Origin of the sequence: Actinomadura sp. GTD37 (genome assembly GCF_041951365.1) — a bacterium.
In the GTDB taxonomy this organism is placed as follows: Bacteria; Actinomycetota; Actinomycetes; order Streptosporangiales; family Streptosporangiaceae; genus Spirillospora.
In genome coordinates, this window is the sequence record NZ_JBGNUS010000001.1 from 2,002,106 (window position 1) to 2,020,279 (window position 18,174).

General features: G+C 71.1%; 22 protein-coding genes. 14 read left to right on the top strand and 8 right to left on the bottom strand.

What is annotated here, in order from left to right:
- Positions 1-61: 61 nt before the first annotated feature.
- Positions 62-1,804: a DEAD/DEAH box helicase gene (locus ACA511_RS09610; protein ID WP_375024720.1), complete on the top strand. Its 1,743-nt coding sequence runs from the start codon at positions 62-64 to the stop codon at positions 1,802-1,804.
- 9 nt (positions 1,805-1,813) lie between these two features.
- On the opposite strand, the gene ACA511_RS09615 is transcribed toward ACA511_RS09610, so the two are convergent.
- Both ACA511_RS09615 and ACA511_RS09620 read right to left on the bottom strand, forming a co-directional pair.
- Positions 1,814-2,119 carry a hypothetical protein gene (locus ACA511_RS09615; RefSeq protein WP_375023720.1) on the bottom strand — a complete coding sequence of 102 codons (306 nt, stop codon included), beginning with the start codon at positions 2,117-2,119 and terminating at the stop codon, positions 1,814-1,816.
- A gap of 32 nt (positions 2,120-2,151) precedes the next feature.
- The gene (locus tag ACA511_RS09620) at positions 2,152-2,544 is read right to left on the bottom strand and encodes an ATP-binding protein (RefSeq protein WP_375023721.1); all 393 of its coding nucleotides are present in this window, start codon (positions 2,542-2,544) and stop codon (positions 2,152-2,154) included.
- Between the two features lie 174 nt (positions 2,545-2,718).
- On the opposite strand from ACA511_RS09620, the gene ACA511_RS09625 reads away from it, so the two are divergent.
- Positions 2,719-3,531: a helix-turn-helix domain-containing protein gene (locus tag ACA511_RS09625; RefSeq protein WP_375023722.1), complete on the top strand. Its 813-nt coding sequence runs from the start codon at positions 2,719-2,721 to the stop codon at positions 3,529-3,531.
- Positions 3,522-3,707 (top strand): DUF397 domain-containing protein, encoded by a 186-nt coding sequence (locus ACA511_RS09630; protein WP_375023723.1) that lies wholly within the window; start codon positions 3,522-3,524, stop codon positions 3,705-3,707. The genes ACA511_RS09625 and ACA511_RS09630 overlap by 10 nt, the downstream gene beginning before the upstream one ends.
- Before the next feature lie 157 nt (positions 3,708-3,864).
- On the opposite strand, the gene ACA511_RS09635 is transcribed toward ACA511_RS09630, so the two are convergent.
- Complete coding sequence (locus ACA511_RS09635; RefSeq protein ID WP_375023724.1) at positions 3,865-5,013, bottom strand: epoxide hydrolase family protein; 1,149 nt, start codon at positions 5,011-5,013, stop codon at positions 3,865-3,867.
- Positions 5,014-5,065: 52 nt separating this feature from the next.
- Here ACA511_RS09635 and ACA511_RS09640 point away from each other — a divergent pair, with 52 nt between their 5' ends.
- Together ACA511_RS09640 and ACA511_RS09645 are read left to right on the top strand one after the other, a co-directional pair.
- Positions 5,066-6,031, top strand: a complete 966-nt coding sequence (locus ACA511_RS09640) for a helix-turn-helix transcriptional regulator (protein WP_375023725.1) — start codon at positions 5,066-5,068, stop codon at positions 6,029-6,031.
- A 385-nt stretch (positions 6,032-6,416) separates the two neighbouring features.
- A complete protein-coding gene (locus ACA511_RS09645; protein ID WP_375024721.1) occupies positions 6,417-6,779 on the top strand; it encodes an SEC-C metal-binding domain-containing protein in 363 nt (120 codons plus the stop codon).
- Between the two features lie 4 nt (positions 6,780-6,783).
- Here ACA511_RS09645 and ACA511_RS09650 read toward each other — a convergent pair whose 3' ends face one another.
- Positions 6,784-7,782, bottom strand: a complete 999-nt coding sequence (locus ACA511_RS09650; RefSeq protein WP_375023726.1) for a hypothetical protein — start codon at positions 7,780-7,782, stop codon at positions 6,784-6,786.
- Between the two features lie 456 nt (positions 7,783-8,238).
- Between ACA511_RS09650 and ACA511_RS09655 the strand changes: the two genes are divergently transcribed.
- Positions 8,239-9,012 carry a hypothetical protein gene (locus tag ACA511_RS09655; RefSeq protein ID WP_375023727.1) on the top strand — a complete coding sequence of 258 codons (774 nt, stop codon included), beginning with the start codon at positions 8,239-8,241 and terminating at the stop codon, positions 9,010-9,012.
- Here ACA511_RS09655 and ACA511_RS09660 read toward each other — a convergent pair.
- The 4 genes from ACA511_RS09660 to ACA511_RS09675 form a co-directional block, all read right to left on the bottom strand.
- Complete coding sequence (locus ACA511_RS09660) at positions 8,975-9,547, bottom strand: DUF1707 domain-containing protein (RefSeq protein ID WP_375023728.1); 573 nt, start codon at positions 9,545-9,547, stop codon at positions 8,975-8,977. The genes ACA511_RS09655 and ACA511_RS09660 overlap by 38 nt on opposite strands.
- Positions 9,548-9,741: 194 nt before the next feature.
- The gene (locus ACA511_RS09665; protein WP_375023729.1) at positions 9,742-10,266 is read right to left on the bottom strand and encodes a gluconokinase; all 525 of its coding nucleotides are present in this window, start codon (positions 10,264-10,266) and stop codon (positions 9,742-9,744) included.
- A gap of 2 nt (positions 10,267-10,268) precedes the next feature.
- Positions 10,269-10,850 (bottom strand): isochorismatase family protein, encoded by a 582-nt coding sequence (locus ACA511_RS09670; protein WP_375023730.1) that lies wholly within the window; start codon positions 10,848-10,850, stop codon positions 10,269-10,271.
- Positions 10,851-10,920: 70 nt separating this feature from the next.
- Positions 10,921-12,273 (bottom strand): nicotinate phosphoribosyltransferase, encoded by a 1,353-nt coding sequence (locus tag ACA511_RS09675; protein ID WP_375023731.1) that lies wholly within the window; start codon positions 12,271-12,273, stop codon positions 10,921-10,923.
- 109 nt (positions 12,274-12,382) lie between these two features.
- On the opposite strand from ACA511_RS09675, the gene clpS reads away from it, so the two are divergent.
- From clpS to ACA511_RS09715, 8 genes are all read left to right on the top strand, one after another.
- Positions 12,383-12,679: an ATP-dependent Clp protease adapter ClpS gene (clpS, locus tag ACA511_RS09680; RefSeq protein ID WP_375023732.1), complete on the top strand. Its 297-nt coding sequence runs from the start codon at positions 12,383-12,385 to the stop codon at positions 12,677-12,679.
- 4 nt (positions 12,680-12,683) lie between these two features.
- Complete coding sequence (locus ACA511_RS09685; RefSeq protein ID WP_375023733.1) at positions 12,684-13,211, top strand: DUF2017 domain-containing protein; 528 nt, start codon at positions 12,684-12,686, stop codon at positions 13,209-13,211.
- Between the two features lie 47 nt (positions 13,212-13,258).
- Positions 13,259-13,678, top strand: coding sequence for a Mov34/MPN/PAD-1 family protein (locus ACA511_RS09690; protein ID WP_375023734.1), 420 nt, complete (start codon positions 13,259-13,261; stop codon positions 13,676-13,678).
- Positions 13,679-13,937: 259 nt separating this feature from the next.
- Positions 13,938-14,210 (top strand): MoaD/ThiS family protein, encoded by a 273-nt coding sequence (locus ACA511_RS09695; RefSeq protein ID WP_375023735.1) that lies wholly within the window; start codon positions 13,938-13,940, stop codon positions 14,208-14,210.
- A gap of 21 nt (positions 14,211-14,231) precedes the next feature.
- A complete protein-coding gene (locus tag ACA511_RS09700; protein ID WP_375023736.1) occupies positions 14,232-15,179 on the top strand; it encodes a PLP-dependent cysteine synthase family protein in 948 nt (315 codons plus the stop codon).
- Positions 15,180-15,359: 180 nt separating this feature from the next.
- The gene (locus ACA511_RS09705) at positions 15,360-16,154 is read left to right on the top strand and encodes a thioesterase family protein (protein WP_375023737.1); all 795 of its coding nucleotides are present in this window, start codon (positions 15,360-15,362) and stop codon (positions 16,152-16,154) included.
- A 333-nt stretch (positions 16,155-16,487) separates the two neighbouring features.
- Positions 16,488-17,342 (top strand): glutamate racemase, encoded by an 855-nt coding sequence (gene murI, locus ACA511_RS09710; protein ID WP_375023738.1) that lies wholly within the window; start codon positions 16,488-16,490, stop codon positions 17,340-17,342.
- Between the two features lie 31 nt (positions 17,343-17,373).
- A complete protein-coding gene (locus ACA511_RS09715) occupies positions 17,374-18,123 on the top strand; it encodes an MBL fold metallo-hydrolase (protein WP_375023739.1) in 750 nt (249 codons plus the stop codon).
- The last annotated feature ends 51 nt before the right edge of the window (positions 18,124-18,174 follow it).

Genomic DNA, 18,174 nt, shown 5'->3' on the forward strand with positions numbered 1-18,174 from the left:
CTCAACATGAAGGGCCGGACATCCTCAGGAGGCTTCCGTGAGCACCTTTGCCGCATCGAGCATGCCCCCCGCGTTCCCCGAGCGTGCCGCTTGGGGGACGGCGTCGTCCCTGCGCGCCTGGCAGCAGCAGGCGCTGGAGGCGTACTTCGGTACGGACGGCTCCGAGCCCGGCCCGCGCGACTTCCTCGCCGTCGCGACGCCCGGCGCCGGCAAGACGACGTTCGCGCTCCGCCTCGCCCGCGAGCTGATGGAGCGCCGCATCATCGCGGCGATCACGATCATCTGCCCGACCGAGCACCTGAAGCGGCAGTGGGCCGAGTCGGCGGCCCGCGTCGGCATCAGGATCGACCCGGAGTACCAGAACGGGCAGGGCCCCGTCGGCAAGGACTTCCACGGCATCGCCGTCACCTACGCGACGGTCGCGGCGCGGCCCGCGCTGCACCGCAACCGCACCGAGGACCGCAAGACCCTCGTCATCTTCGACGAGGTGCACCACACGGGCGACGGCCTGTCCTGGGGCGACGCGGTGCGCGAGGCGTTCGAGCCCGCGGCCCGCCGGGTGGGCCTGTCCGGCACGCCGTTCCGCACCGACATCAACCCGATCCCGTTCGTCCAGTACGAGGAGGGGCCGGACGGCGTCCGCCGCAGCCGGGCCGACTACACCTACGGGTACGGCCCGGCCCTCGCCGACGGCGTCGTCCGTCCGGTGATCTTCCTGGCGTACGCGGGCGAGATGCGCTGGCGCACCCGCGCGGGCGACGAGATCACCGCCACCCTCGGCGAGCCCCTCACCCAGGACCAGACCGCCCAGGCGTGGCGCGCCGCGCTCGACCCCAAGGGCGACTGGATCCGGCAGGTGCTCGCCGCGGCCGACCGCCGCCTGACCGAGCTGCGCCGCGTCATCCCGGACGCGGGCGGCCTGGTCATCGCCACCGACCACGAGACCGCCCGCGCCTACGCCGGGATGCTCAAGGCGGTCACCGGCCAGAGCGCCACGATCGTCCTGTCGGACGACCCGACGGCGTCCAAGAAGATCAAGGCGTTCGCGGAGACCGACGACCGCTGGATGGTGGCGGTCCGCATGGTGTCCGAGGGCGTCGACATCCCGCGCCTGTGCGTGGGCGTGTACGCGACCTCGACCAGCACGCCGCTGTTCTTCGCGCAGGCGATCGGCCGCTTCGTCCGCGCCCGCAAGCGCGGCGAGACGGCCTCGGTCTTCCTGCCCTCCGTCCCGACTCTCATGGGCCACGCCTCCGAGATGGAGGAGGAGCGCGACCACGTCCTCGACCGTCCCGTCCGCGAGGACGGCCTGGACGACGACCTCCTCGCCGAGGCCAACCGCAAGCAAGACAATCCCGACGTCGGCGAAGAACTCCCCTTCGAGACCGTCGAGGCGTCCGCGACGTTCGACCGCGTCCTCTACGACGGCGGCGAGTTCGGCATGAACGCCGAGCCCGGCTCCGCCGAGGAGGAGGAGTACCTGGGCATCCCCGGCCTCCTGGAGCCCGACCAGGTGTCGGCCCTGCTCCGCAAGCGCCAGGCCGACCAGATCGCCAGCGAGCGCAAGCGCAAGACCGGCGACCCCCGCGCCGACCGCACCGCCGCCGAGGACATCGCCGCCCTCCGCCGCGAGTTGAACGGCCTGGTCAACGCCTGGAACCACCGCACGGGCCAGCCCCAGGGCGTCATCCACAACGAACTGCGCCGCGCGTGCGGCGGGCCGCCCGTCCCCCAGGCGAGCGCCGCCGAGATCCGCGACCGCATAGCCAAGATCCGAGACTGGGCCGCCAAACGCCGCCACTGACGGCGAAGGTCACCGCGCGCTCGTGGTTCGTCGCCGCCCCGTGCGGTCCCGCAGGACGTCATCAAGGACGCCGGCCACCTGGGCGGCCGCCTCGCACGGGTACTCGATCAAGCGCGAGACCTGGAAGACCCACAGCCCGCGGACCCGTACCGCCGCGACGCTCACCGCCGCGTCCTCGGCCCCCTCTGGGTAGACCCAGAGCACCGGCGGCGACTCGGCGTACATTTTGAGTTGCGCCCAGCCTCGCGGCCGCAACTCGTCGGCGAGGACATCGAGATGCCGCTCGGCCGTGTGCTGCCGATGCCTAAGGCGCACCCACCAGACACCGAACCGGCTACGCGGAACCCTCACTCGCCCAACCGGGCCCACATAATTTTTCCACCTCCCTCTAGGGAGCGGACACCCCAGTCTTGGACGAGCAGGGACAGCACGAGCAGACCCCGTCCGGACTCCGCGGTGTCGTCTTCGCCTTGGACGACAGGGTGTTCGTTGGAGCAGTCCTCCACCTCCACTATGGCGTGACCGTCTTTCAGGAGAAGACGCACAGGGATGAGTGGTGTGTCGGTGTGCCGGTGGACGTTTGTCACCAATTCAGTGACGACCGTACGTGCGATGTAGTCGTCCCCTAGGGCGTACTGACGGAATACGTCTGCAAGCCACTTTCGAGCGGTCTCCGGCGCGCGCGCGGAGGAATTGAGCACGATTGCGCCCGCCTCCGCGACCAGATTCGAATCGATCACGATAAACAGCCTCCAGAACGGCGTTCTCTTGCAAAATCCGGTGGCTGAATCATCGCGTCTGTGTCACGCTATGGAGTGGGAAAAGTGCGGGGAGTACTCAAGCTCCGTGCATCCCCATGGCCGCAGCCGCACATGGCCGGTCATCCCCGGCCGTCCAAGTTCAAGGAGAGGGAAGTGGGACAACGTCCGAACGATCTACGCCCCTGGGAGTCGCCGAACGCGCTCTTCGGCTCCGAGCTCCGGCGTTACCGCGAGGCCGCCGGGCTGAGCATCGCGGCCTTCTGTGAGCGGATCCAAGACACCGCCCCGTACTCGAAGAGCACCGTCGGCACCGTGGAGCGCGGCGAATCCCGTCCCGACCGGCTCCTGGCCGTCCACGGCGACCGCGTCCTCGACACCCGCGAGGCGCTGACCCACCTGTGGGACGGCCTCTTCAAGGGCACCAACGCCGTCCCGGTCTGGTTCGCCGACTGGGCCATCCAGGAACCGAAGTTCGACGCGATCCGAGGCTACGAGCCTCTGGTCATCCCCGGCCTCCTCCAGACCCCCGCCTACGCCGCCCACCTACTCGACAACGACGAGGCCGCCGTCGAGGCCCGCCTGGCGCGCCAGGACATCCTGGCCGGCAACACGCCACCCCACCTGATGTACGTGCTGGACGAAAGCGTGCTGTACCGCGGCGCGATAGACCCCGTGGTGATGCACGACCAACTCCAGCACCTTCTGGCGATCTCCTCCCGCCAGGTCCGCATCCAAATCGCGCCGCTCAGCCTGCACGAGGGCATAGGCGGCGCCTTCGCCATCGGAACCCTTCCGGACGGAAGCGAGGTAGGCTACAAAGACAACGCGTTCAGCGGCGACACGACCACCGATCGCATGGAAATCAAACGGCTCACCGAGCTGTTCGCGTCCATTCAATCCGTCGCGTACCCCCTGGACCAGTCCCTCGACCTGATAGCAAAGGTGGCAAAGGAGAAATGGACCTGAGCACCGTCACGTGGCGCAAGGCGTCCCGTAGCTCCAACAACGGCGGCAACTGCGTCGAGCTCGCGCGCATCGCCGACACTGTCGCGATCCGTGACAGCAAGGACCCCGAGGGCCCCAAGCTGCTCCTCACCCCCCAATCCCTCCACGCCCTGACCCAGGCCCTCAAGAACGCCTAGCAAGCACGGGACGCCCTCCCCCCACGGAGAGGGCGTCCCTCACCCACTGGCCCCTCCTGGCTGCACTTCTCGGTTGCGCCCCATCTGGAATACGGAGATCGTGCGCGTCGCCAGGACGAGTGAGAAGTCTCGTACCGGCGCGCGTTGACGCCCTGGGTCAGCGGAGTGGGCGGAAGAAGGTCTGGATGTCGTTGACGAGCAGGTCGGGGGCTTCCATGGCTGCGAAGTGGCCGCCGCGGTCGTGTTCTGACCAGTGCACTACGTTGTGTTCGCGTTCCGCGATGCGGCGGACGCCGGCGTCACCGGGGAAGACGGCGACGCCGTGCGGGACGGACGAGTATTCGGTCACCGCGCCCCAGCCCTTCTGGCCCTCCTTGTAGAGGCGCGCGGCCGAGGCGGCGGTCTGGGTGAACCAGTAGATGCTGATGTTGGTGAGCAACTGGTCGAGGTCCACCGCGTCCTCGGGGAGTTCGCGGGCCGGGTCGGTCCATTCTTTGAATTTCTCCGCGATCCACGCCAGCTGTGCCGCGGGGGAGTCGTGCAGCCCGAACGCTAGGGTCTGCGGCCGGGTCGCCTGGATGATCGCGTAACCGGCCCTGTCCTGGTCCTGGTACTGGCCGAGCCGGGCGAGTTCGGCAGAGGTCAGTCCCTCGAACTCGGCCGGGTCGCCCGTCGGGAAACCCAGCGCGCCGTTCACGTGCACGCCCGCGACGCTGCCGGGGGCGGCGCGGCCGAGCATCGGCGAGATGACCGATCCGCTGTCGCCGCCCTGGGCGCCGTAGCGCTCGTAGCCGAGGCGGTCCATCAGGGTCGCCCAGCACCGCGCGACCCGCTCCAGGTCCCAGCCGGTCTCGGTGGTGGGCCCGGAGAAGCCGAACCCGGGGATGGACGGGACGACGAGGTGGAACGCGTCGGACGCGTCGCCGCCGTGCGCGACCGGGTCGGTGAGCGGGCCGATGATCTCCAGGAACTCCGCGACGGAGCCGGGCCAGCCGTGCGTGACGATCAGGGGCAGCGCGCCGGGCTCGGGAGAGCGGACATGCAGGAAATGGACGTTCTGCCCGTCGATCCGCGTGGTGTACTGCGGAAAGGCGTTCAGCCGCGCCTCGGCGGCCCGCCAGTCGAACCCGGTCCGCCAGTGCTCGGCCAGCTTCTTCGCATATCCGGCGGGCACCCCGTAGGACCAGCCGACGCCGGGCAGCTCGTCCGGCCACCGGGTCGCCGACAGCCGGCTGTGCAGGTCGTCCAACTGCGCCTGCGGGACGTCGATCTCGAAGCGGTGGATTCGCGTGTCGTCGTTGCTCATGTCGTCCACGGTAGATCGGGGTTAGGACGGTTTCTGTCCTAGGATGACCGGCATGCTGGAAACGTCGGCACGACTGCTGCGGCTGCTGTCGCTGCTGCAGACCCCCAGGGACTGGCCCGGCACCGAGCTGGCCGAACGGCTCGGAGTCTCGTCCCGCACGATCCGCCGCGACGTCGATCGGCTGCGCGAACTCGGATACGCCGTGCACGCCACCGCGGGCGCACCCGGCTACCGGCTCGGCGCCGGCAGCGGGCTCCCGCCGCTGCTGCTCGACGACGACGAGGCGGTCGCGGTCGCCATCGGGCTGGGCACCGCCGCCGTCTCGGATGTGGCGGGCATCCAGGAGACGTCCGTCCGCGCCCTCGCCAAGCTCGAACGGGTCCTCCCGGCCCGGCTCCGCAGCAGGGTCGGCGCGCTGCGGTCGATCACCGTCCCGCTGACGGGCGCCGCCGCGGGCGTGGACCCGTCCGTGCTCACCGCGATCGCCGCGGCCGTCCGCGACCGGGAGAGCCTGCGGTTCGACTACCGGTCCCACGACGGCACCGCGCAGCGCCGCACCGCCGAGCCGTACCGGCTGGTGAACTCGGGCCGCCGCTGGTACCTCGTGGCATGGGATCCCGGACGGGACGACTGGCGGACGTTCCGCGTCGACCGGCTGCGCCTGCGCACCCCCAACGGGCCGCGCTTCACGCCCCGCGAACCGCCCAGCGGCGACCTCGTCCGCTACATCTCCGAGCGGATCTCCGCGGCCCCGTACCGCTACCGGGGCCGGTTCACGGTGCAGGCCCCGGCGGACGCCATCGCCGCCCGGATGCCACCGACCATGGCGGTCGTCGACCCGGTGGGCGACGACGTGTGCGTCCTCACCACGGGGTCCAACTCGCTGGACGAACTCGCCATGTGGGTCGGACAGCTCGGCGTCCCGTTCCACGTGGACGAGCCGCCCGAACTCCGCCACCACATCCGTGCGCTCGGCGACCGCCTCATCGAGGCGACCCGACCCCGCGAGCGCGAGTGACCGCGAACAGGCCGCCCCTGCGTTGACCTGCGGCGTGTTGTTGTTATCGGCCTCGCCAAAACAACAACACGCCGCAGGTCAACGCACCCGGCCGGGTTCGTGACCGCCGGACCCCGCGTCGGGGGCCGGGACACGTCGACTTTCGGAGCCCCCGGCCGAGGCGTTGCAGGCGCTGCATTGCGGACGGTGGTCAGCGTTTATTCGCTGGCTCGGCGCGGAAGGCGGGCCTAGGGTCGTGGACGTCCGATCCCGAACGAAGGAGATCGTCATGTACCGCGACACCGAGGCGTCCTTTTGAGCGGACCAGTAAGCGCCGCAGGGGGTTCCCTCTAGCGAGACCAAGGTCAAGCGCGGCGACCGGACGGTCGGCACCGACACCGAACTGATCGAGAAGCTCGGCGGCAACGACCCCTGCCCCTGCGGGTCCGGGCGGCGCTTTCCGCCGGTGCTGCAGGCCCACCGGACGCTTCGACGGCGTCCTCGGCCACTACTACGTCCGCGACTGAAGCGCGCGCGGCCGGACGCTGGGGCCGCGGTCAGCGTGTCCGCGGGCCTGGGGCAGCGCGACTGCGGGTTCGGGGCGGCGTGTCCGCGGGTTCGGGGCAGCGTGGCGCAGGGCGTCATGCGAGCGAGAATGCGGCCGGGCTCGGAGCCGCGAGGCGTTCATGGTTCTCGCCGCAGCCGTCATCTGCCGACGGCTGCGGCGAACTCGGCCGCATCGACGGCACGACACCGCCGCGGTCCGTGACCGCTCAGTGGATCCGGGGGACGGGGATGATCGAGTCTGGTCGCAGCGGCCATTCGGCGGTGGCGAGGCTGAGGCGGTCATTGAAAGGGAACCGGTCGTCCTCGTCGTGCGGCGGCGCGCTGCGGACGAAGCAGCGGTGCAGCAGCAGTTCCCGGCGCTCGTCTAGCGGGTCCGGGTCGCCGAGTCGGTCGGCCGGGGGTGTCGGAGGGTCCGCGCCGATGTCCATTTCGCCGTCCCAGTTGAAATGCAGGCCGTCCTTGTCGGAGTAGAACCGGTGGAATCTCGTCCGCCATTGCGAGTTGGATCCCCAGCCGTGCGACAGGTCACTGGTCGGACGCGGCTCGCGGCTGTAGGCGAAATACAGGGTCGAGGTCGTGGCCACTTCGGCGTCGATCAGGTGCCGTGGTGCCCGCACTCGGACTCCGGCGCGGCTGAACAGCAGGTCACCGAACCAGAATCCGGGCCACAGCACCTCTTCGAGGGTCACGCGCGTCGCTGAGGGGTCCTGTATCACGGCGAAGATCTCGTGGTGGAACGGGGAGAAAGCCTCGGCGTGCTCGAATGGCGTCAGTCCGATGCCGGTGAAGAAGCCGGTGTATTCGGCCAGCCCGCCGGGCTCCAGCCTGCGGGAACCGATCCGGCCGGGAGCGGCTTTGTCTCCGCCTGGCCCCCGCCGGTGGGTGAGGCTGCCCTCGATGACGGGACGTCCTCCGGTGGTGCCGAATCCGGGCGGCGGGTCTCCTTCGGGGCAGAACAGTTCGATGAGCTGGTCGCTGATGCGGCTCAGCGCGTACAGCTTCATGATCCGCCACCGTTGCTCGTCGTCGCCGGTGTATCCGCCGGGGGATATCGGCTCCCGTGTGCGCAGGGGCGCCAACTCGGCCAGATGGGCGGCCGCCGTCCCTCGCTGACCGGCCAGGTACGTCCGGCGTCCGGCGGCGTCGTCGCGGAGGTCGTCCAGCTCTTCTTTCACCCGGCGGAAATAGCGCCAGTCGAGTTCCATGGCGCGATCATGGCCCGACCGGCACCGGCAGCGCCAATGAGTAAGCGCGGACCGGTTCACGGGGAAAGGGCGACGGGACGCTGTCGCGGGCGGCTGCGACCGTCAACGGCATGACGACCTTTTCCCGCTGACCGTCACCGAGCGGGAACTGCGCCGCCGGGGAGACTTACTGGCATCGGCGTGAAGGCGCCATCGGCCGGGGACCCTGCCGCCGTCGGCCGGGGCCCTGCCGTCTGATGGCGTCCCGCGCATTGTCATAGGTGTTGCGGTCGGTAATGCTTGAGTTCGTCCAGCGGACGGGAGCTTGCGATGGATCGACCGGACGGAATCGACCGCAGGACGCTCGCCGGTCATATCGCAGCCGACGTCGACCGGGCGGCGCCGCTCCTTGCGCGGATATTGCTGGTGCGCGCGGTCTGGAACATCCGCCACCATTCAGGAGACCATTCTCTCTGGGTGGCGAAGGACATGGCCGCCGACTGCGGGGAGGAGATCGAGGCGGCCGGAGCGGCCACACGGGAACTGGCCCGCGCTCTCGTCCCGGACCACGACGCGGGCCGCGACCTCACCCCCGCGATCGCCGGGACCAGCCGGTTGAGTTCGGTCGTCACCAGCGAGGACGCCGCATACGCGAGATATTCGATGGCCACCGACCCCGACATCTCCATCGACAAGGAAAGGGTCGGCAGGCTGGGCACCGAATGGGACGAAGAGCGGGGCAACGTCCGCGACGCCTTTCGTGGATTGCCCACCGACCTGGGCACCGGAAGAACCGGGTCGCTGCTGCTCGACCGCGCCCTCGACCGCGTCTTCAAACGGGGCCTGTACTACCAGGCGCGCCATTACCTGTTCAGTGGCGAACCGGAACGCGAGTGGCGCCGCAGGGTCGCCGGTGTCCTGATCGACGCGGCACGCGTCAGGCTCGATCGCGGCAACGCGGCGGCCACCGGCGACCTGTCCCGCAACGTCCGGGACGGACGCAGGGCGCTCGGCGGCACGGCGCCGAGCGCGTGGGCGGGGCGAGCAGCGAGCCGCCTGGAGGAGACCGCGATCCCGGTGCTCACCGGGCGGGAGCCGGTCACGCCCGGCAAGGTCACCGCGATCCGCCTGGCGGCCCTGTGCCTGGCCGGTGAAGCGGACGCCGCCCGGGTCCCCGCGGCGGGCGACCCGTTCCGCGGCCTCGTCGCCGGGATCACCCTGCGGGAGCGCGAGTCTGCCAGTGGGCGCTGAGCAGGCCGTGCCGCATCTTGCCCACGAGGCGGACGTGCAGCGTCTCCGGCGTGTCGTCGCCCGCGTTCCGGTCGATCGCCAGCACGCTGTGCCGCACGGAGAGATCGTTCGCGTCCACCGTCATGCCCGGCGCGAGGACCAGTTCCACGTTGCCGCCGTTCACCCGCAGGTCGACGACCAGTTCGGGCCCGGTGCGGACCGCGCTGGTCAGGTCCAGCATCACCGCGCACCACGCGGTGCGCACCGCCAGCCGGTGCGGCAGCGTCCACCGGCCTTCGCGGCGCACCGAGCCGTGCCGCTCCTTGAGGGTGACCAGTTCGGCGGCCGGCGCCGGTGACGCCGCCGCGGCCAGATCGGCGGTGAGCCGGCTCAGCGCGTCGATGGTGCGGGAGGCCAGCGCCGCGTCCAGCCGCTCGTTGAACTCGTCCGGATCGAGCCGGCCGTCGGCGACGGCGGCGCGCAGCAGTTCGATGGTCCGGTCACGGTCCGCGTCGGACGCGCGGAGCGCGGGTGAGCTGGGCGGATCTGCCGGCATCCGGCCTCCTCGGCGGCGTGCGGCGGCGGCGCCGCGGCACCGTCGGTTGGATTCGGTGGGGGGACGAGTCTACTGCCGGGCGCGCCCGGCCCCGAGCGAAGGCGGGCGAGGAGGGCCGCGCGGCCACAGGCGTGCGGGCAGTGCCGAGATCGCCGCCGCGCCCGCCGCCCGAGCCCGGATGGAAGGGGGCCCAGTCAGCGGGCGGCGGCGTCCGGGCTCAGGGCCGTGAGGATGTAGACGACGGTTTCCTCGGGGCTGACGTTGACCGGGGCGAGGAGGACGTCCTCGTCAGGGGACGGGAGCTCCAGGTCGGCGAACTGGGTGTCGAGGAGGGACGCCTTGAAGTAGTGGCCCTTGCGGGCTTTTATGCGGGCCTCGATGAGGTCGTGGTCGCCGTCCAGGAGGACCATCGCGACCTCGGGGTTGCCGCCGGCCAGCAGGTCGCGGTACCTGCGCTTGAGGGCGGAGCAGGTGACGACGCCGGGACGTCCGGTGGCGAGGCGCTCGGCGATCCAGGCGGAGATGGCGCGGAGCCAGGGGAGGCGGTCGGCGTCGGTCAGCGGGTGCCCGGCGCGCATCTTCGCGATGTTGGCCTCGGAGTGGAACGAGTCGGCCTCGGCGTAGTCCCAGCCGAGCCGTTCGGCGAGCAGGGTGCCGATGGTGGTCTTGCCGCTGCCGGACACGCCGGCGATGACGATGACCTTGGGGGGAGGCGTCATGGTCAGGCGCTCACCACCGGGGCGCCGGTCAGGGCGACGCCCTCCGCGCGCAGTTCGTCGAGGGCGCGGTCGACCGTCGCCTTGCCGACGCCGGCGGTGAGGCCGAGCAGGACGGTCGTGCGCAGGCCCGCGCGGACGGCGTCCACGGCGGTGGCGCGGACGCAGTGGTCGGTGGCGATGCCGGTGATGTCCACGGTGTCGACGCCGCGGGCGGCGAGCCAGTCGGCGAGCGGGGTCTCGTCGTCGGAGAAGCCCTCGAAGCCGCTGTAGGCGGCCGTCTCGCGGCCCTTGCTGAAGACGGCCTCGATGGGGGCGAGGGCGAGGTTGGGGTGGAAGTCGGCGCCGGGGGTGCCGATCACGCAGTGCGGCGGCCACGTGTCGACGAAGTCGGGTTCGGCGGAGAAGTGGGCGCCGGGGTCGAGGTGGAAGTCGCGGGTCGCGACGATGTGCGCGTACTCGGGCCGGTGCCCGGCGACGTGCGCGGAGATGGCGGTGGCCACGTCGGCGCCGCCGCCGACGGCGAGCGAGCCGCCCTCGCAGAAGTCGTTCTGCACGTCAACGATGATCAGAGCCTTCTTGCCCACGATCGCTCCCTGTCCCGGTTGCCCCGCCGGATCACCCTTGACCGTACCCCAGGCCCGTGCGGATACGGCGTTATGGGCGTGGGCCGCCTTCGACGAGTTCGGTGGGCACGGCGGGCTCGCCCTTGGAGAGCTGGATCGCCGTCGCGGGCAGCTCGGCGACGGACCGCGCGTGGCGCTCCCTGGCCGACTGGAGGGTTTCGCGCCCGACGACGTCTCCGTTCCGGACGAGGGGCACGTGCAGGAGGCGGTCCCGGCGGCCCGGCGCCGGTTCGCCGGTGGAGATCGTCTCGGCGTAGGCGGTGCCGTGGGCGTCGATGCGGCGGACGGCCGCCTTGCGCCCGCCCCGGCTCGGCTTGCCCGTCGAGCGCTTCGCGACCGGCCGCATGGGGGCGTCGTCGCCGGGGCCGTCGGAGCGGGCGACGAGCTTGTAGACGAGCGACGCGGTGGGCGCGCCCGAGCCGGTGACCAGGGACGTCCCGACGCCGTAGCCGTCGACGGGGGCGGCGGCCAGGGCGGCGATGCCGAACTCGTCGAGATCGCCGGTCACCACGATGCGGGTGTCGTGCGCGCCGAGGGAGTCGAGCTGCTCGCGGACGAGGCGGGCCACGACGCCGAGGTCGCCGCTGTCGATCCGGACGGCGCCGAGGGACGGCCCGGCGAGCTCCACCGCCGTCCGGACGGCCCGCTCGACGTCGTAGGTGTCGACGAGGAGCGTGGTCCCGTCGCCGAGCGAGGCGAGCTGCGCCTCGAACGCGTGCCGCTCGCCGTCGTGCAGGAGGGTGAAGGAGTGCGCGCTCGTCCCGGCGGTCGGGACGCCGTACAGCCGCCCCGCCTCCAGGTTGGACGTGGTGGTGAACCCGGCGATGTAGGCGGCGCGGGCGGCGGCGACGGCGGCGCGCTCGTGGGTGCGCCGCGACCCCATCTCGATGATCGGGCGGCCCTGCGCGGCCTGCACCATCCGGGACGCGGCGGACGCGATCGCGCAGTCGTGGTTCAGGATCGACAGCGCCAGCGTCTCCAGCAGGACGGCCTCGCCGAACGTCCCCTCGACCACCAGGATCGGCGATTCCGGGAAGTAGCAGTCGCCCTCGGCGTAGCCCCGGACGTCCCCGGTGAAGCGGTACTTCTCCAGCCAGCGCACCGTGGGTTCGTCGACGATGCCGTTGGACGCGAGGAAGTCCAGCTCGGCGGGCTCGAAGCGGAACGCCTCGATCGCGTCCAGCAGCCGCCCGGTCCCCGCGACGACCCCGTAGCGGCGCCCGGCGGGCAGGCTCCGCGCGAACACCTCGAAGACCGCGCGGCGGTCGGCGGTCCCGCTGCGCAGCGCGGCCTGCAGCATGGTCAGCTCGTACTGGTCGGTCAGCAGGGCGGTGCCGTCACCATGGTCCACAAGTGGAACCTTAAGCCCGACTGTGGGCACCATGGAGGTGCGGGCCCGCGCACCCGGCGGGGGAGCGGCGCATAGCATCGGGTGCGGTGGGCGGACCGACAGCGCGCGCAGAGAGAGGGGGCGGTCCGGGCAGATGAGCGCCATGAGCACGGCGCCCGCACCGGTCGAGCTGGAAAGGCCGGAGGCCGAGGAGGACGTGAGCGCCGACCGGCCCTGGCTGGCGATCGTCTGGAACGACCCGATCAACCTGATGTCGTACGTCACGTACGTGTTCCAGGCCGTGTTCGGCTACCCGAAGACCAAGGCCGAGAAGCTGATGCTCGACGTGCACCACAAGGGACGCGCGGTCGTGGCCAACGGCACCCGCGAGGAGATGGAACGGGACGTGGAGATCCTGCACTCCTACGGGCTGTGGGCGACCGTGAAACGGGACGACTGAGCCGATGACCGACATGGAGAAGACGGCCGAGGGCATCCGGGTGCGCCTGGAGTCCGAGGAGACCGCGCTGCTGCGCGCCCTGATGGAGCAGCTGCTCGCGCTGATCGGCGACGCGCCCGGCGGGGACGGCGAGCTGGCCGCGATGGGCATCTCCGAGAACGCCGTGACGCCGGACGACCCCGTCCTCGCGCGGCTGTTCCCGGACGCCTACCGCGACGACGGCGAGGCCGCCGGGGAGTTCCGCCGCTACACCGAGATGGGCCTGCGCGACGGCAAGCGCGAGGCCGCGGGGACGGTCCTCGGCGCGCTGGGCGAGCGCGGCACCGACGCCGTCCTGGACGAGAAGCAGGCGCAGGCGTGGCTGCGGGCGCTGAACGACGTCCGGCTGGCGCTCGGCACCCGGCTCGACATCACCGAGGAGTGGTACGAGGAGGCCGAGGCCATGGACCCCCGCGACCCCCGCGCCCCGCTGTTCGCGGCCTACGACTGGCTGACGATGCTCCAGGAGAACCTCGTCCGCGTCCTCTGGTAGCCGGTGCGGTCGGCGGGCGCCGGCGGCGGTTGCCATAGGCTCGGGCCATGCTGACGATCGAGCGCGCCCTCGTGGAGAAGATCATCGCGCACGCTCGCGCCGACCACCCGGACGAGGCGTGCGGCGTCATCGCCGGCCGGATCGGTTCGGACCGTCCCGTCCGGTACGTCGCGATGGAGAACGCGGAGCGGTCCCCGACCTTCTACCGGTTCGACTCCCATGAGCAGTTGAAGGTGTGGCGGGAGATGGACGACCGGGACGAGGAGCCGGTGGTGATCTACCACTCGCACACCGCGACGGAGGCGTACCCGTCCCGCACGGACATCTCCTACGCCTCCGAGCCGAACGCCCACTACGTGCTGGTGTCGACCCGCGAGGACGACGACACCGAGTTCCGGTCCTACCGGATAGTGGACGGTGTAGTGACCGAAGAAGAGGTCACCGTCGTGGACGCGTACAGCGCCTAGAACCGGAGCGGATCGGGATGGTCGCGGCCGGTAAACTGGTCGACATGTGGACGAGCGGGCACGAGACGGGCGGCGCTCGGCGCCGTGCCGGGTCCGCGGCCGTGCCACCCGTGCAGAGCTTCCTGTTCGGGCACTCGCGCGCCGAGGTCGTCTACGACTGTCGCTGACGCGCTGATCACGCCTGGAATCATCCCGCTGCCCGCCCGGTTGTGACGCAGAGGGCGGGGAGACCCGTACGACGTAGAAGGAGATCACCGCGATGGCGATCGAGGTCCGGATCCCGACGATCCTGCGCAATCTGACCGACGGCGCGAAGGCCGTCGAGGGCAAGGGCGGCACGCTCGACGAACTGTTCACCGACCTGGACGCCCGCCACGCCGGTCTGCGCGACCGGCTGGTGGACGACAAGGGCCTGCGCAAGTTCGTCAACGTCTACCTGAACGACGAGGACGTGCGCTTCCTCTCCGGGCTGGAGACGCAGGTCGCCGACGGCGACAACGTCACCATCCTGCCCGCCGTGGCCGGCGGCTGAGCCGGGCCGGACGGGCATCGCATGCGATTCGACTCGCTACTGGACTCGCTCGGCCGCACGCCGCTGGTCGGCCTGCCGCGGCTGTCGCCGAGCGAGGACGTCCGGATCTGGGCCAAGCTGGAGGACCGCAACCCCACCGGCTCGGTGAAGGACCGTCCCGCCTTCTACATGATCGAGAAGGCGGAGAAGGAGGGGCTGCTGACGCCCGGCTGCACGATCCTGGAGCCGACGTCCGGCAACACCGGCATCTCCCTCGCGATGGTCGCCAAGCTGCGCGGCTACCGGATGGTGTGCGTGATGCCGGAGAACACCTCCGCCGAGCGCCGCCAGCTGCTGGAGATGTGGGGCGCGGAGATCATCTCGTCGCCGGCGGCGGGCGGCTCGAACGAGGCCGTCCGGGTGGCGAAGGGGCTGGCGGCCGAGCACCCCGACTGGGTGATGCTCTACCAGTACGGCAACGAGGCCAACGCGCTCGCGCACTACGAGACGACCGGCCCGGAGATCCTGGCGGACCTGCCGACGGTCACGCACTTCGTCGCCGGGCTCGGCACCACGGGCACGCTGATGGGCGTCGGCCGGTTCCTGCGCGAGCGGGTGCCGGACGTGAAGATCGTCGCGGCGGAGCCCCGGTACGGCGACCTCGTGTACGGGCTGCGCAACATCGACGAGGGCTTCATCCCCGAGCTGTACGACGACACGGTGCTGACCACCCGGTTCTCCGTCACCTCGGGGGACGCGCTGCGCCGCACCCGCGAGCTGCTGGAGCAGGAGGGCATCTTCGCGGGCATCTCGACCGGCGGCGCGCTGCACGCGGCGATCGGCATGGCGAAGAAGGCGGTGAAGGCCGGCGAGCGCGCCGACATCGCGTTCGTCGTCGCGGACGGCGGCTGGAAGTACCTGTCCACCGGCGCCTACGGCGGCACGCTGGAGGAGGCCGAGGCCCGCCTCGAAGGCCAGCTCTGGGCCTGACGCTCTCCCGCACCGCGTTGACCTGCGGCGTGTTGTTGTTATCCGGCCCGTCATAACAACAACACGCCGCAGGTCAACGAGGGGGCGGCGCGGGCGGTGGTGCGTTCTGCCCGGCGCGGTAGAGTTTGTTCTCGAACGTGATTCTAGAACCGGGGACGTCGGCGACGTGGGAGTGTGCGGATGAGCGGGTTCGGCGAGGCGACCGCCGTCGAGCGGGTCGGCGAGGGGCGGTACGAGGCCGTCCTGGACGCGGGCTACGCGATCGGCGAGGCGATCAACGGCGGCTACACGATGGCCGTGCTCGGCCGCGCCGCCGTGGACGCGTCCCCGCACGCGCACCCGATCTCGACCGCGACCAACTTCCACCGCGTCGCCAAGGCCGGCCCCGCCCAGGTGATCGTCGAGCCCCGCAAGGAGGGCCGCACGGCCGCCTCGGCGCTCGTCTCCCTCGTCCAGGACGGCCGGACCGTCGTGGACGCGCTGATCACCACCGGCACGCTCGACGCCGCCGCCGAGCCCGCCTACGCCGGGGCGGAGCCGCCCGTCCCCGTCCCGCCGCTGGCGGAGTGCACCGACTTCCGGCCGCCGACGGGCGGCGGCGGCTTCGCCGAAACGGTCGACATGCGCTTCGACCGCACCACGATGGGCTGGCTCGACGGGCAGCCGAGCGGCAGCCCCGAGATCCGCGCCTGGTTCCGGCACGCCGACGGCTACGCGATCGACGCCTACTCCCTCGCCCTCGCCGTGGACGCGCTGCCGCCCGTCGCGCTGAACCTCGGCGCGCAGGGCTGGGCGCCCACCGTCGAGCTGACCTGGCACCTGCGGGCCCTCCCCGCGCCCGGCTGGCTCGCCGTCCACGGCACCGGGCGGCTCCTCTCGGACGGCTGGTTCGACGAGGAGGTCGAGGTGTGGGACACCACCGGCCGGCTCGTCGCCCAGAGCCGCCAGATAGCCCGAGTCCCCCTCACCCGCTGAACGCCCCAAAAGAACCTCGGCGTCTCATGGTGGGGGATGACCCCCACACCCCCAAAAGAACCTCGGCGCCTCATTGTGGGGGATGACCCCCACACCCCCAAAAGAACCTCGGCGCCTCATTGTGGGGGATGACCCCCACACCCCCAAAAGAACCTCGGCGCCTCATTGTGGGGGATGACCCCCACACCCCCAGAAGAACCTCGGCGTTTCTTGACACCGGACTAGAGGATCGCGCGCCGGGCGTGTGACCAGGCCGATTTTCCGGCGCGTTACGGTGTGATGTCCGACGCATGACGCGCCCGCGCGGGGCCCTGTCGCTTAGCCTTGTGCACCATGTCAGATCCATCCCGGGGGGACGGCCTCCCAGACGCTCCCATCGGGATCTTCGACAGCGGATTCGGTGGGCTGACGGTGGCCCGCGCCATCCTCGACCAGCTCCCGAACGAGCCGATCGTCTACCTCGGCGACTCCGCCCGCCAGCCGTACGGGCCGCGTCCGATCGCCGAGGTCCGCGCCTTCGCCCTCGACATGCTGGACCGGCTCGTCGACGAGGGCGTGAAGATGCTGGTGATCGCCTGCAACAGCGCCAGCTCGGCGATGCTGCGCGACGCCCGCGAACGCTACGACGTCCCCGTCGTCGAGGTCATCAACCCCGCCACCCGGCGGGCCGCCCGCGCCACGTCCAACGGGCGGGTCGGGCTGATCGCCACGCAGGCGACCGTGACCAGCCGCGCCTACGAGGACGCGTTCGCCGCGGCCCCGCACATCGAACTCGTCAGCGCCGCCTGCCCGCGCTTCGTCGAGTTCGTCGAGGCGGGCGTGACGGCGGGCGCGGACCTGCTGGACGAGGCCCGCCGCTACCTGCGCCCGATCGTGGACGCCGGCTGCGACACCCTCATCCTCGGCTGCACCCACTACCCCCTTTTGACGGGCGTCATCTCGTATGTCGTGGGAGACGGGGTCACACTGGTGTCAAGTGCCGACGAGACCGCCAAGGACATGTACCGAGTGCTGCACGATCGGGGGCTGGCCCGCGCCGAGGCGACGCCCCGGCCGCGGCACCGGTTCCGCGCCACCGGGGACCCCGCCGTGTTCGCCGAGCTGGGCCGCCGCTTCCTCGGCCCGGAGATCGGCGCGGTGGAGACCACGCCGGCCGAGGTCGTGTCGGACAAAGCATTGACCACCTGATTCCTCGGGGATTCAAAGAGGAGGAGTGAGCGTGCGGGTCACAGTGATCGGCTGCGCCGGCAGCTTTCCAGGGCCGGACAGCCCCGCGTCCAGCTATCTGGTCGAGGCGGACGGCTTCTCCATGCTGCTCGACATCGGCAACGGCGCGATCGGCAGCCTCCAGCGCTTCCACGGCGTGCTCGACATCGACGCCATCTGCATCTCGCACCTCCATCCCGACCACTGCCTCGACCTCACGGTCTACTGGATCGCGCGGACGTACTGTCCCGGGGGGCCGGCGCCCCGCATCCCGGTGTACGGCCCCCACGGCACCGCCGAACACATGGTCAAGGCGTACGAGCTGGCCCCGAATCCGGAGATGGCCGACACCTTCGACTTCCGGACGCTGGAGCCGGGGCCGATGAGCATCGGCCCGTTCACGGTGACCACGACGTTGGTGAACCACCCGGTCGAGGCGTACGCGCTGCGCGTCGAGCACGGCGGCGGCGTCCTCACCTATTCCGGCGACACCGGGCACAGCGACGCCCTGGTGCGGCTGGCCAGGGGCTCCGACCTGTTCCTGTGCGAGGCGGCGTTCGCCGACCGGCCCGAACTGCCGCCGGACATGCACCTGACGGGCCGCGAGGCGGGCGAGCACGCGGAGCGTGCGGAGGTCGGCCGGCTCGTCCTCACCCATCTGCTGCCTTGGAACGACCCATCCCAGACGCTCGCCGAGGCGAAGGGCAGCGGCTTCCGCGGCCCCATCGAACTCGCCGAGGTCGGCGCCGTCTACGACCTCTGACCATTTGCCCTGACTGTGCAGGATCACGCAGTCCGGTATTTCGTCGCGTGA

Bases quoted from the DNA above. Each gene is read 5' to 3' on its own strand.
- ACA511_RS09665 (WP_375023729.1), bottom strand. From the start codon at position 10,266: ATGACGCCTCCCCCCAAGGTCATCGTCATCGCCGGCGTGTCCGGCAGC.
- murI (WP_375023738.1), top strand. From the start codon at position 16,488: ATGTCAGATCCATCCCGGGGGGACGGCCTCCCAGACGCTCCCATCGGG.
- ACA511_RS09630 (WP_375023723.1), top strand. From the start codon at position 3,522: ATGGACCTGAGCACCGTCACGTGGCGCAAGGCGTCCCGTAGCTCCAAC.
- ACA511_RS09705 (WP_375023737.1), top strand. From the start codon at position 15,360: ATGAGCGGGTTCGGCGAGGCGACCGCCGTCGAGCGGGTCGGCGAGGGG.
- ACA511_RS09635 (WP_375023724.1), bottom strand. From the start codon at position 5,013: ATGAGCAACGACGACACGCGAATCCACCGCTTCGAGATCGACGTCCCG.
- clpS (WP_375023732.1), top strand. From the start codon at position 12,383: ATGAGCACGGCGCCCGCACCGGTCGAGCTGGAAAGGCCGGAGGCCGAG.
- ACA511_RS09675 (WP_375023731.1), bottom strand. From the start codon at position 12,273: ATGGTGCCCACAGTCGGGCTTAAGGTTCCACTTGTGGACCATGGTGAC.
- ACA511_RS09640 (WP_375023725.1), top strand. From the start codon at position 5,066: ATGCTGGAAACGTCGGCACGACTGCTGCGGCTGCTGTCGCTGCTGCAG.
- ACA511_RS09695 (WP_375023735.1), top strand. From the start codon at position 13,938: ATGGCGATCGAGGTCCGGATCCCGACGATCCTGCGCAATCTGACCGAC.
- ACA511_RS09650 (WP_375023726.1), bottom strand. From the start codon at position 7,782: ATGGAACTCGACTGGCGCTATTTCCGCCGGGTGAAAGAAGAGCTGGAC.
- ACA511_RS09660 (WP_375023728.1), bottom strand. From the start codon at position 9,547: ATGCCGGCAGATCCGCCCAGCTCACCCGCGCTCCGCGCGTCCGACGCG.
- ACA511_RS09700 (WP_375023736.1), top strand. From the start codon at position 14,232: ATGCGATTCGACTCGCTACTGGACTCGCTCGGCCGCACGCCGCTGGTC.
- ACA511_RS09685 (WP_375023733.1), top strand. From the start codon at position 12,684: ATGACCGACATGGAGAAGACGGCCGAGGGCATCCGGGTGCGCCTGGAG.
- ACA511_RS09610 (WP_375024720.1), top strand. From the start codon at position 62: ATGCCCCCCGCGTTCCCCGAGCGTGCCGCTTGGGGGACGGCGTCGTCC.
- ACA511_RS09690 (WP_375023734.1), top strand. From the start codon at position 13,259: ATGCTGACGATCGAGCGCGCCCTCGTGGAGAAGATCATCGCGCACGCT.